The sequence below is a fragment of the Carnobacterium sp. FSL W8-0810 genome, from assembly GCF_038007125.1.
GTDB lineage: Bacteria > Bacillota > Bacilli > Lactobacillales > Carnobacteriaceae > Carnobacterium_B > Carnobacterium_B inhibens.
The window spans coordinates 2,072,544-2,085,643 of record NZ_JBBOWO010000001.1; the positions used below are offsets into that span (position 1 = coordinate 2,072,544).

At 35.9% G+C, this 13,100-nt stretch carries 12 protein-coding genes; 1 reads left to right on the top strand and 11 read right to left on the bottom strand.

Annotated features, from left to right (window positions below; all coding sequences use genetic code 11):
- Nucleotides 1–34 precede the first annotated feature (34 nt).
- The 3 genes from recG to NST49_RS10000 all read right to left on the bottom strand — a co-directional run bounded on the left by recG (nt 35) and on the right by NST49_RS10000 (nt 4,366).
- Complete coding sequence (gene recG, locus NST49_RS09990; protein WP_341048375.1) at nt 35–2,083, bottom strand: ATP-dependent DNA helicase RecG; 2,049 nt, start codon at nt 2,081–2,083, stop codon at nt 35–37.
- Nucleotides 2,084–2,259: 176 nt separating this feature from the next.
- The gene (locus NST49_RS09995) at nt 2,260–3,933 is read right to left on the bottom strand and encodes a DAK2 domain-containing protein (protein WP_034536513.1); all 1,674 of its coding nucleotides are present in this window, start codon (nt 3,931–3,933) and stop codon (nt 2,260–2,262) included.
- A 70-nt stretch (nt 3,934–4,003) separates the two neighbouring features.
- Nucleotides 4,004–4,366, bottom strand: a complete 363-nt coding sequence (locus NST49_RS10000) for an Asp23/Gls24 family envelope stress response protein (RefSeq protein ID WP_023177643.1) — start codon at nt 4,364–4,366, stop codon at nt 4,004–4,006.
- 257 nt (nt 4,367–4,623) lie between these two features.
- Between NST49_RS10000 and rpmB the strand changes: the two genes are divergently transcribed.
- Nucleotides 4,624–4,812 (top strand): 50S ribosomal protein L28, encoded by a 189-nt coding sequence (rpmB, locus tag NST49_RS10005; protein ID WP_023177641.1) that lies wholly within the window; start codon nt 4,624–4,626, stop codon nt 4,810–4,812.
- Between the two features lie 81 nt (nt 4,813–4,893).
- Here rpmB and NST49_RS10010 read toward each other — a convergent pair whose 3' ends face one another.
- The 8 genes from NST49_RS10010 to def form a co-directional block, all read right to left on the bottom strand.
- Nucleotides 4,894–5,559 (bottom strand): thiamine diphosphokinase, encoded by a 666-nt coding sequence (locus tag NST49_RS10010; RefSeq protein ID WP_341048379.1) that lies wholly within the window; start codon nt 5,557–5,559, stop codon nt 4,894–4,896.
- Nucleotide 5,560: 1 nt separating this feature from the next.
- The gene (rpe, locus tag NST49_RS10015; RefSeq protein ID WP_023177637.1) at nt 5,561–6,211 is read right to left on the bottom strand and encodes a ribulose-phosphate 3-epimerase; all 651 of its coding nucleotides are present in this window, start codon (nt 6,209–6,211) and stop codon (nt 5,561–5,563) included.
- 10 nt (nt 6,212–6,221) lie between these two features.
- Nucleotides 6,222–7,124, bottom strand: a complete 903-nt coding sequence (gene rsgA, locus NST49_RS10020; RefSeq protein WP_023177636.1) for a ribosome small subunit-dependent GTPase A — start codon at nt 7,122–7,124, stop codon at nt 6,222–6,224.
- 149 nt (nt 7,125–7,273) lie between these two features.
- Entirely contained in the window at nt 7,274–9,265 is a 1,992-nt protein-coding gene (gene pknB / locus NST49_RS10025) for a Stk1 family PASTA domain-containing Ser/Thr kinase (protein WP_341048382.1), read from the bottom strand.
- The gene (locus tag NST49_RS10030) at nt 9,252–10,010 is read right to left on the bottom strand and encodes a Stp1/IreP family PP2C-type Ser/Thr phosphatase (protein WP_034536504.1); all 759 of its coding nucleotides are present in this window, start codon (nt 10,008–10,010) and stop codon (nt 9,252–9,254) included. Before NST49_RS10030 ends, pknB begins: the two co-directional genes overlap by 14 nt.
- A 238-nt stretch (nt 10,011–10,248) precedes the next feature.
- On the bottom strand, nt 10,249–11,625 hold the full coding sequence (rsmB, locus tag NST49_RS10035) for a 16S rRNA (cytosine(967)-C(5))-methyltransferase RsmB (protein WP_251166099.1): 1,377 nt from the start codon (nt 11,623–11,625) through the stop codon (nt 10,249–10,251).
- Nucleotides 11,615–12,568 (bottom strand): methionyl-tRNA formyltransferase, encoded by a 954-nt coding sequence (gene fmt / locus NST49_RS10040; RefSeq protein ID WP_187948582.1) that lies wholly within the window; start codon nt 12,566–12,568, stop codon nt 11,615–11,617. The genes rsmB and fmt overlap by 11 nt, the downstream gene beginning before the upstream one ends.
- The gene (gene def, locus NST49_RS10045) at nt 12,565–13,059 is read right to left on the bottom strand and encodes a peptide deformylase (RefSeq protein WP_023177626.1); all 495 of its coding nucleotides are present in this window, start codon (nt 13,057–13,059) and stop codon (nt 12,565–12,567) included. The genes fmt and def overlap by 4 nt, the downstream gene beginning before the upstream one ends.
- Nucleotides 13,060–13,100 lie beyond the last annotated feature (41 nt).

Below are 13,100 nucleotides of genomic sequence, written 5' to 3' on the forward strand. Positions count from 1 at the left end.
ACTACTGAATTTTAACACTAATGATACTGTAACCTCAATTAAAATCTAAACCTTCTAATTCGTTAAACCCAACCGCTTCTCTGATTGGTTGGTATTTTTTGTTTGTTAGAAAATCTTTTTGATTAACCAATTGGGCTGCTTCTTGTCTGGCTGCTTCTAAGGCTCCAAAATCACCAATGATATCCCCAACTCTAAAATCCGGCAGCCCTGACTGTTTATTCCCAAACAAATCTCCAGGACCTCTTAATTCTAAATCTTTTTCACTCAATAAAAAACCATCTGTGGTTTCAGTCATTATCTTCATTCGTTCGATTCCGTTTTCCGTTTTGGGATTTGCGACTAGAATACAATAAGATTCTTTGACGCCTCGACCAACCCGTCCTCTTAATTGATGCAGTTGAGACAATCCAAAGCGATCTGCATCATAAATCACCATTGTTGTCGCATTGGGCACATTTACCCCAACTTCAATAACGGTTGTAGAAACAAGCACATCTAGTTTACGCTCTTTGAAATTTTCCATAATGCTTTCTTTTTCAGAAGATTTCATTTTTCCATGCAATAACCCTACTTCAAAACGGCCACCATAATATACGGATAACTTTTCATAGATATCTGTCGCGTTTTTAACATCCAAACTTTCAGACTCTTCAATAAGCGGACAAATAACATACGCCTGAGATCCTTTTTTCAATTGAATTTCAATAAATTCTAATGTCTTTTCAAAGTTTTGTGGTTTGATCCACGTAGTTTGAATAGGTATTCTTCCAGCAGGCATTTCATCGATAATCGAAACATCCATTTCACCATATGTTGTAATAGCTAATGTTCGCGGAATAGGCGTTGCGGTCATAAATAAAACATCCGCATCTTTTCCCTTATCTCTTAATAATTTTCGTTGATTTACCCCGAAACGATGCTGTTCATCTGTGATAACTAGACCAAGACGAGAAAAATGTACATCTTCTTGAATCAATGCATGTGTTCCTATAAGGACATCCAATTCACCATTCGCTAATTGTTCTAAAATAATGCGTCGATCTTTTGTTTTTGTTGAACCTGTTAGCAATGCTATTTTAACTTCCAAAGGGTCAAAAAGCTCATCTAAACTTTCCATATGCTGTTCAGCAAGAATTTCAGTGGGAACCATTAAAGCAGACTGAAAACCAACATTTGCAGCAGCATACAATGCAATTGCAGCAACGATCGTTTTCCCACTTCCAACATCTCCTTGCAATAAGCGATGCATATGAATAGGTTGTCTTAAATCACTACAGATTTCATTCACTACACGTTTTTGAGCCTTCGTTAATTCAAAAGGCAAGGTTTCAATAAAGTTTCTTAAATCCTTAACGTTGTAATTAACTGAATTTCCTTTACCCATTGCTTTTTGTTTTTTACGCACAATTTGCATGCGCATTTGATACAAGAGAAATTCTTCAAAAACAACTTCTCTTCTGGCCTGGACTTTTTGTTCTTCTGATGCTGGAAAATGCATAGCAGAAATAGCATCGTGATGGGAAATAAGTCTGTATTTTGTTTTTAATTCCTGTGGTACAACTTCAGGAATGAGGTCTTCATAAAGTTTGAAGGCTTCGGTGATCAATTGCAGAATCGTACTTTGTTTAATGTGTTTATTTGCACTATAAACAGATTCAAAATCGCCATGTTCAGCATCAGAACGGGTACCTAAAATCTTTATCCCCATTAAATTTTTTCTTTTTGCATCCCATTTCCCAAATACAGCCATTTCTTCCCCAGTAACGATTTTACTTTTTAAATAGGGTTGATTAAAAAATGTTACCGTTATTACTGCATGTTCAATAATCAGTCGAAATGATAACCGATTCTTTTTGGGTCCAAATCGGCTGACGACCGCTTCTGAAACAACATTCCCTTTTAACGTTACTTTTTCTTGATCTTCTATTTCCAATAGGTCTTTTTCTTGAATGTCTTCATAGCGGATCGGATAGTGAGAAAGCAAATCAGCAATGGTATGGATCCCCAATTGATGCAATGCTTCTAACCGCTTTTCTCCAACATAAGGGAGGACAGAAACACTATCATAAATTGACTTTGTCATATAATTTTAGACAAATCAAAAACAGTTTCATTGATTTTTTGACTTGTCTTTCACCTCCCTTTAGTGCCTTTTTTCTAAAATAAAACTCTACCTACTTTATATGTAGCCATTTTAATTGACTAAAAAAGACAAAAATAGGAATGGAATGAAATCCGTATCTATTTTTGTCTCTTTTATTATTCTACTGACAAGATGTAAGGATAAACAGGTTGTTGACCGTCATGAACTTCTACTTCTACATCTTCAAATAGGTTTTCGATCTCCGCCGCAATTTCATCAGCTTCATCTTTATCGCCATCTTCGCCAAGTAAAATCGTCACAATTTCACTGTCTTCTGAAATCATTTGTTTTAAGGTTTCAATCGTAACTTGTTTACGATCAGGTTGCGATACTTTAATTTTGCCTTCAATAATTCCCATGAAATCATCTTTTTTAATAGAGATTCCATCGATATCTGTATCTCTTACAGCATTAGTCACTTGTCCACTAACAACATTCGATAATTCGTTCATCATCTCAGCTTTATTCGTGTCTAAGTCATTTAATTCATTGAATGCTAACATCGCTGTCATACCTTGTGATACTGTCTTACTAGGAACAACAACCACTGGTAATTCACTAACTTCAGCTGCTTGATCAGCTGCCATAAATATATTTTTATTGTTTGGTAAGATAATAATCTTTTCCGCATTAACTTCTTCGATTGCTTTAAGAATATCTTCTGTACTTGGATTCATTGTTTGGCCGCCACTGATAACATAATCCACACCTAAACTTTTAAATAAGTTTTGAACACCTTCACCGGCTGCAACAGCAATGATTCCATAAGGTGTTTTAGCTGCTTTTTTAGCAGGTTGTGGTGATTCATTTTCAAGAATCGTTTCATGTTGAACACGCATGTTATCAACTTTGATTTTGATCAATGAACCAAATTTTTGTCCATAGTTCATAACTTCTCCTGGATGTTCTGTATGAACATGAACTTTAACGATTTCGTCATCAGATACAACCAATAAAGAATCTCCGATTTCATTTAAATGATTACGGAATATGTCATAGTCAAATTCACTGTCAACTGTTTCGCCTTTACCAATTTGAACCATGATTTCTGTACAATAACCAAATTTGATATCTTCAGTATGGATATGATTAGAAACACTTCTATGGTGTTCAGCATTAACTAATTCTGTCATTTCTTGAGCAGAAGGTTGGTAAATGTCTTCTTCTACAATTTTCCCAGATAGCACTTCTAAGAATCCTTCATAAATAAATAAAAGACCTTGTCCACCACTATCAACAACCCCAACTTCTTTAAGTACAGGTAATAAATCAGGCGTTTTAGCTAATGATTTTTTAGCACCTCGTACGATTGCTTCCATTACTTCAACAATATCATCAGTTTCTTTTGCTTTTTTTTCACCGACTTTAGCAGATTCACGAGCCACAGTCAAAATCGTTCCTTCAACTGGTTTCATAACTGCTTTATAAGCCGTTTCCACACCTCTAGTAAATGCTTCTGAAAAGTCTTTAGAAGACAACGTTTCTTTATTTTCAATAGCTTTGCCGAATCCTCTAAACAATTGAGATAAGATAACTCCAGAGTTTCCACGAGCGCCCATCAATAAACCTTTTGAAAGAGCCGCTGATAGATCCCCTATACTTTCAGAAGTTGTATTAGCAACTGCTTTAGCGCCACTTGCCAATGATAAATTCATATTAGTCCCTGTGTCTCCATCTGGAACTGGAAAAACGTTCAACGAGTTTACATATTCCGCATTTTTATCTAAACGATCAGCACCTGTTGCTACCATTAAGCGAAACTGTTTACCTTCTAATTTTGTAACTTTCACTACATATATCCTCCTTAGTTACTTCCCAACAAAGTATCAGTAACTATTTCTTCTTTTAATAAATATTTTTTTAGTCATTTAATACACGAACGCCTTGTACAAAGACATTTACAGTATTAGCAGTAACACCCAGCATGGTTTCTAAATTGTATTTTACGATTTCTTGCACATTACGGCTGACTTCAGAAATTTTTATTCCATAACTTACAATAATATAAATATCAATTGCAACACCATTGTCTTCTTGACGCACAATTACTCCGCGTGAATAGTTTTCCTTTTTCAGTATATCATTTAAATTGTCACGTATTTGGCTTTTACTTGCCATTCCAACGATTCCAAAAATTTCGGTTGCAGCACCACCAACCACGGTTGCAATGACTTCATTTGAAATATCTATTGTTCCGAATTGTGTTTTGATTTTAACTGCCATGTTAAAAATCCTCCTTTTGGCTAGCAAGCCATAAATTACTACTCTATATTTTATCATAGCAGACCCATTAAGAAAAGAAAAACTAAGTTTCCGTAATTTATTCCTCATTTTAATGATAATAAGCAAATAAAAAAGCCTGTCAAGTAAATTTCCTTGAAAGAAAATTGTTGCAAAGGCAACCGAATTATGATAAATTATTGAAGTATGAGTATTGATTGAAGCTTTGCTTCGATATATCGGCAAAGGAGGAAAGACTAATGGCTAAAGAATGTGTAATTACAGGACGTAAAGCAAGAAGCGGAAATAACCGCTCTCACGCTATGAACAAAACAAAACGTACTTGGGGTGCTAACTTACAAAAAGTTCGCATCATGGTTGACGGATCACCTAAAAAAGTTTGGGTATCTGCTCGAGCACTTAAATCTGGTAAAATTGAACGCGTATAATTTTACTTAAAAAAGAACCTTTCCCATCGTCATGGAAAAGGTTCTTTTTATTTGTTCTATTTTTCATACAGAAGACTTGTTTCAGCTACCAATAGTTTCATTGTCTTTGCTTTGGATGACAGCAATTAATCCTGAATCAAATGAAAAAGTTACGGTGTCAGAAACAAATTCATTGCTGGCCAAGGAGATTGGATAAGTAAAGTCTGAATGGCTCAAACGATATTTTGCATCCATTATAGATAAACGTTCTACAGGGGACAAACAGGTAAAGGCAAGGTATTTCTTATCCACTTCTTTAACTAGCTTATGCGTACCCGGCTTGTAATAAGTGATAGTATTCTGTTTATCTATTAAGCGAATTTTAGTGGCTTGTTTGAAAAATTTAGGTTGAAATACCATGTAGATATTATTTAACAAGTGATCCATTCTTCCGCCAGTAGCACCATAAATCGATACACTGTTCGGATCGAATTCATCAAAAGCTATTTGAACTGCTAATTCGGTGTCCGTTTCATCTTTTTCAGCTTTATAGACTCGAACGTCGCCAACTTCTTTTTTTATTTCTTTTAATTCTTCTTCTGTAACCGAATCAAAATCTCCAAGGGCTATTTTAGGAATAATTCCTTGTTCTAGCAAACGTACAGAACCTCTGTCTACACCTATCCAAATGATTTCTTTCGAATCGGCTTGTTTAATGTCCGGTATGCGATCGTACGGTCCACCGACCATAATGGCAAGTTGTACCATATTACCTTACCGCATCCTTTAATAATGCCATTCTATTAAGTGGTTCGTCTGCAGTATAAATATATGACCCAGCAACAAAAACAGATGCTCCTGCTTCTTTGCATTGTTTAGCCGTACCTTCTGCTATTCCTCCGTCAACTTCAATTTCGTAGCTGTAACCCTTTTTATTTTTCAATTCATTAGCTCGTTCAATTTTCTTTAAAGTTTCTGGGATAAAGCTTTGTCCGCCATAGCCAGGATTGACTGTCATAACTAAAACCAAATCAACTAGATCCAACACATGTATCAAGGATTCGATTGGTGTTCCTGGATTAACCGCAATTCCTGCTTTAACGCCTTGTTTTTTTATCAATTGAATCACACGATGAATATGAGGTGTACTCTCAACATGAACAGTAATAATGTCTGCTCCTGCTTTAGCAAAATTTTCAATGTGATTTTCTGGGTACTCAACCATTAAATGACAATCTAAAGGCAATTTTGTAACTGAACGGATAGCAGCTACTGTATCCGCTCCAAAGGTAATATTAGGAACAAAATGTCCATCCATCACATCAACATGAATGTAGTCTGCCCCTCCATCTTCAACTAAACGGATATCTCTTTCTAAATTCGCAAAATCTGCACTCAAAATAGATGGTGCTAACTTCATTTACTCGTCCTCATTTCTTATCTTTATTATCGTATCGTGGTTTACGGCTTTCAATTTCATTTAAAAATTGCAAGTAATGTTTGTACCGATATTCCGGTATCGCATGTGACTCAACATCTTTTTTAACTTGACAGCCTGGTTCTTTTTTATGCATACATCCTCTAAAACGGCATTGGTCTTGTACCTCAACAAATTCAGGGAAACAAGATGAGAGTTCTTCTGCTTCTAATTCCAAAAAATCAATTGAACTAAACCCTGGAGTGTCTGCTACTAATCCGTCATACAAAGGCAGCAATTCAACATGTCTTGTTGTATGTTTTCCACGCCCAAGTGAACTTGAGATTTCAGCAGTTTTCAACAACAAATCAGGAGCAATACTATTCAACAAGGTTGATTTTCCAGCACCCGATTGGCCCATAAAAACAGTTAAGTTATTAGGGAAATAAGAAGTTAATTTTTCTAACGATTTTTTGTTATCTGTTGGTTCAGGAACAATAAGAATATAACCCATTTTTTCATAGTCCTGTTGTTTTTCTTTTAATTCTTGAAACAACTCTTCAGTTAATAAATCAATTTTACTAATATATATAATGGCTTGGATTCCTTTGCTTTCTAAAGTAACCAAAAAGCGATCTAATAAATTTGTTGAAAAATTTGGTTCAATAGCAGACATCACTACCACGCCTATGTCAACATTTGCTACGGTAGGACGGACTAGTTCATTTTTTCTAGGTAACAATTCTTGTACGACACCTTCACTTAAATTGCCACTTTCAAATAAGACATAATCACCAACCAAAGGTGTTAAATCTCTTTTTCGAAAATTCCCTCTTCCTCTGGTTTGATAGGTTTCTCCTTTGTAATACACATAATAAAAACCGCTTAATGCTTTTCTAATTTGACCTTCCGGCAATAAAACCCCTCCTAAATCGTGCTCTCTTTTCTACTCTACTGAATGAAACTCAAGAAAGCAAGATTTTAATCATCCTAGTTTTATTTTTTATGATCAAAAAAAGGATTCAGAAACTTAAAATAGTTTCTGAATCCTTTTGATTTATTTTATCATTCAGCTGTAACGTTTGTCTTTTCTTCTATCACTTCTCCGTCTCGTTCAATACGATAAGATGCTGTGTCACCTTCTTGGAGAACGAATGGAATAACTGTCTCAAAATCTTCTGTAATAGTGAACTTCTGGAATTCTTTATCTAAAGTATGTTCTTCATCTTCTATATAGATAATAATCTCGTTCGGTACTGGAGTTGACTCCTGAGAGCTGCTTTCTGACTCTTTCTCAGACTCTTCCTCCGCTTTTGGTTCAGCATAAGGGATACTTACTTTTTTTGAAAAGGTCTGTACAGGCTGTTTACCCAACGAAATTACCACTGAGAAAGGCGTCCCACTTGACAATAGTTCACCGGCAGCAGGATCTTGTGAAATAACTTGACCTTCTGAAATGTCATTAGAATATTCTTCTTTGAATGTTACAGTCAACCCATTTTCATTAGCATAGTCTTGTACACCTTTTTCAGAATAACCTGTCAAATCTCTCATTTCAATCATGGCTTCGCCGGTACTCACAGTCAATGTCACTGTTGTTTCGCTTGGAACCACTTCTTCACCTTCAGTTACACTTTGTTCCATAATCGTACCTTCTGGATAAGTTTCGCTGCTGGCATCTACTCGTTTAGTATCAAAACCTTGTTCAATGAGTTCTGCTTTAACTTCTTCATAAGGCTCACCTATATAATCTCTAAATGAAACCGTTTCTTTCCCAGAACTAACATAAAGATTAACATCCGTTTCTTCTTTCACACTTGTTCCTGTTTCCGGATCTGTTCGTGTTATGAGACCTGCTTCAACATCTTCGCTTGTTTCTATAATCGTCGTTTTGACTGTTAAGTTTACCATCGAAAGAGCTTCTTTGGCTTCTTCTTTTGACATACCTATAACATCTGGTACAAAAACATCTTTAGGAGCTGTAAGAGCTAATGCCACCATACTTCCTACAAAAACAAGAACAAGTAACAACAATGTCAACCAGATGATCTTTCGTTTTTTCTTCTTGGTTTTTTTGTCTTTTTTTATTTTTTTATTTTTTTTGTCTTCTTTAGCAGTTTCTGCTTCAGCAGCTTTTTCTTCCGCCATGACTGTAGGAGCTACGGGAACAATCGGTTCCAACACTTTAGTTTTCTCCATCATACTAGCTGGTACAAATTTTGGCTCATTGATTCTTTGAGGTGTCAAAGAAGTTGCTAAATCAGAAGCCATTTCTTGAACGGTTCGATACCTGTCCACAGTTTCTTTCGCTGTTGCTTTAAGAACAACATTCTCTAATGGTTGCGGTATACGATGGTCAAAATCTTTAACAGAAGGCAGGGACTCTTGAAAATGTTTCAAAGCAATCGATACTGCAGATTCGCCTTCAAAAGGTACATTACCTGTTAGTAATTCATACAAGATAATGCCTAACGAATAAATATCAGATTGTTTCGTCGCCATTCCTCCTCTTGCTTGTTCTGGAGAGAGGTAATGAACCGAACCCAATAAAGAATTGGTTTGGGTAATAGACGTTTGCGATAGCGCTACTGCTATACCAAAATCCGTTATTTTCACTGTACCTTCTTCATCGATCAAAACATTTTGTGGTTTTAAATCTCTATGAATAATACTATTCTTGTGGGCTTCTGCAACTGCTGCCAGTATTTGTCTCATGATATCCAATACTTTTTGGTAAGGAATAGGGAAATTGCTATGGATATAATGCTTTAGATCCATTCCTTTGACGTATTCCATTACAATGTATTGATTGTTTTCTTCTTCTCCAATATCATAAACACTGACAATATTAGGATGCGTCAATTCTGTAGCAGCCAACGCTTCACGTTTAAAACGTCGAATGGTATCTTGATCATCTCTAAAGTCGAAACGCAATACTTTAACTGCTACATCTCTTTCTAAAATGAGATCTTTTGCAAGATAAACATTTGCCATACCTCCAGCTCCAACTGTACCAATAATTTTATATCGCCCATTAAGTTTCTTACCCATTTCCATTGTTATCCCCCCTTTCTGCTGTGATTTGAACTAACATAATTGTTATATTGTCATAACCTCCACGCTCGTTAGCCATTGTTACTAAAGTTTCAACTTTTTCTTCACTCGATTTTTGGATACTCAAAACCTCGTTTATATCTTCATCTTCCACCATATTGGTTAATCCATCTGAACAAAGCAACATTTGATCATTAGGCAATGCGGGTAAAATCGTTACATCAATATCGATTTCTTCCGTTACACCTAATGAACGTGTCAGCACATTCTTTCTTGGATGATTTTCAGCATCCTCAGAAGAAATTTCTCCGCTTTTTACCAATTCATTTACTAAAGAATGATCTTCAGTGACTTGATTTAATCGGCCTCCAGTATAGTGGTAAGCTCTGCTATCACCAATATTTGCAATCACAAATTCTTGATCTACTACTGCTGCTGCTACAAGTGTTGTACCCATTCCTTCTAAATCAAAAAATTTACGTGATTTCTCCAAAATGCGTTTGTTTTCGCGACTAATTCGTGTCAACATCCACTGTGTGATCTGTTCAGCATCTTGAACATCGGATTCTTCCCATGTATGCCCTAAATGAGAAACGGCCATTTCACTAGCCACATCGCCGCCTCGATGTCCTCCCATTCCATCACAAAGAATAGCTAGTCTAATATTCTTTTTATTTATAAAATATCCAGCAAAATCTTGATTATTTTTTCTCTTTTTTCCGGTATCACTACGAAATACAATCTCCATTGTTTCACCTCATGCCTTTCACTATTGATTACATTGTCAAATTTTAATTGATCATGAACGTTCTGTATCATTTCACTGCGGCTTGAACAAACAAGCCGTAGTGAAATGATACAGAAATTTAATCACTCATCAAGTATAAAAAGACAAACTAAAAAGGAAGTGGGACAAAGATATGGGCTAATTACTTTTCCCCGCACCACCCCATTTTTAGTTATCTTTCCTTTGATCTTAATTAAATTTATTTCTGTATTTTTCGGACACAACTAATAAAGAACCCATCCGTTCCAAAATCATGCGGATAAAGTTGTAAGAATCCATCTTTCACACATTTAGAAAGAGCTTCTGCTGCAACAACTGGAATTTTTTCAAATTCTTCATGTGCAGCTAAAAAATGTTCAATCGTATCTTTATTTTCCTCATTTGCTATTGTACACGTACTGTAAACTAAAAGTCCACCTACTTTTAGTTTTGGAGCGACTTGTTCCAGAATACCAAGTTGTACTTTTTGTAAATTTAATAAATCTTTTTCTTTCTTAGTGTATTTAATATCAGGCTTACGTCTCATTAATCCTAAACCAGAACACGGAGCATCTACTAATATACGGTCAAATTGTTCATCTGAAAACTCTTGATCTACATTTCTTGCATCTAATTTCATGGCTGTTACCACATCTTCTACATGCATTCTTTTAGCATTTTCTGTAATCAATGCCACTTTGTGTTCATGAAGATCAAGTGCCGTTACTTTTCCGCCTTCTTCAGCAGATAAGTAAGAAGCAATATGCGTTGTTTTGCCGCCTGGAGCAGCACAAGCATCTAATACTTGATGATGCGGTTCGATTTGTAAAGCTGGTGCAACTAATTGAGAAGATTCATCTTGAATCGTTAATTGACCAGATTGAAACAGTGGTGAAGAAGCAAAGTGTCCGCCATCACTGACGATACCAACTGGAGAAATGACACTCTCACGAACATCAAAACCTTCTTCTTCCATTGCTTCTAATGCTTCATCAACTGTCAAAAATTTTCCGTTTACTCTTGCACTTGAATGACTTGGACGAAGCAAAGATTCACCTAAGTGTTTTGTTTCTTCCAATCCGATATCAGCAGTAAATTTCTCTACCAACCATCTTGGCATACTAAGTTCGATACTCAATCGTTCAATCGGGTCTGAGATAGTTTCAGTATCAGGAAACCCTTTACGTTCGGCACTTCTTAATACTCCGTTTATAAATTTACTTATACCAATATGCCCTTTTTTCTTAGCGACTTCTACTGCCTCAAAAAGGATAGCATGAGCAGGTATTTTATCCAGATAAATCATTTGGTAAATAGAGAGTCTTAAAAGATTCCGTACCCATGCATCAATTTTTTTATCTTCATTTAAAAATGGAGATAAATAAAAATCCAAAGTTAATTTCCGTTGCAATACGCCATAGACCAATTCAGTCAACAAGCGAGCATCTGCGGCATTCAACTTATTTTTTTGAATCGCTTCGTTAATAAGAAGGTTTGAATAAGACCCTGTTTTATCTGTCCGCTCTAGTATAGACATCGCTAGATAGCGACTAGTTTTTTTGACATTTCTTTTTTGTGGATTTTGATTAGTTTCCATTTGACCCTACCTTTTCTCCAACGTTCAGTTGGCTTCCTACTCCACTTAAAAAAGCCATAACACTCATTTTACTTTTTCCAGCTGGTTGGACTTCATTTAATTTTGCAACAGTTTGCTCTCCACAAGCTACATAAATCGCTTCTTTATCCATTTTGATAATGGTACCTGGAATAGCAGTTGTTTTTTCATCAGTAGGTCTTACATCCCATAATTTCAATCTTTTACCTTCTAATAACGTATAAGCCACTGGCCAAGGACGCATGCCGCGAACTTGATAATCAACTTCTTGGGCTGTTTTATTCCAATCTATCATTTCTTCTTCACGTTTAATATTAGGCGAGTAAGTAACTTCATCTTCGTTTTGTTTTAACGGTGTGATTTCTCCTGCCAATAATTTAGGCAAAGTTTCCATCAACAATTCTTTGCCCAGTACGCTTAACCGATCAAATAAGGTTCCAACATCATCATTTTCAGTAATCTCTAATGAACGTTGTGCAAGTATATCGCCTGCATCCATCTTTTTCTCCATATACATGATCGAAACTCCAGTTTCTTTTTCCCCTTTTATAAGAGCGTAATGAACGGGTGCGCCTCCACGGTACTTAGGAAGTAATGATGCATGTACGTTTACAGCACCATATTTAGGTACAGATAATAATTTTTGCGGCAGAAACTGTCCGAATGCTGCTGTAACGATCAAATCTGGTTCTAAAGCGATAAGTGCATCCATTTCTGGTGAACCCGAAATTTTTTCTGGTTGAAAAACAGGCAATCCAAGTTCAAGCGCAGCTGCTTTAACAGGTGAAGGTGTTAATAGTTTCTTTCTTCCCACAGGTCGATCTGGTTGCGTCACAACCGCTATTACGTCATATTCTGAGTTTGTTAAAGCTTTGAGTATAGGAACTGAAAATGCCGGGGTTCCCATAAATATAATTTTGGTCATTCTAAATTCGCCTCCATATAACTTTCTAAATCTTCTGGTTTGATTTTTTGAATGATTTTATCTGTAAACAACTTGCCATCCAAGTGTTCCAACTCATGTTGAAACGCACGTGCTAAATAGTCATCTGCTTCGACTTCATATTCATCGCCATTGCGGTCATAGTATCTTAATACGATCGTATCCGCTCTTTTTATAGTTCCGTACACTTCTGGAAAACTCAAACAACCTTCTACATCAATGGCTTCTCCAGATGATTGAACAATTTTTGGATTAATCATTTCAAATAATCCAGAATCTTCATCAATTTCTACTAATGCTAAACGGAGGTTACTATTTACTTGTGGAGCTGCGATTCCAATTCCATCATTTTCGATCATTGTTTCATGCATATCCTCTAATAGTTGGATAATCTCATCGGTAATTTCTTCTACTTCTTTTGTAGGAGTAGTCAGGATGGGATTGGGGTATTTTACAATTGGCAATACGGACATCATTGACCTTCTCTCTTTCTATTTTTTGCTAACTAAATCTT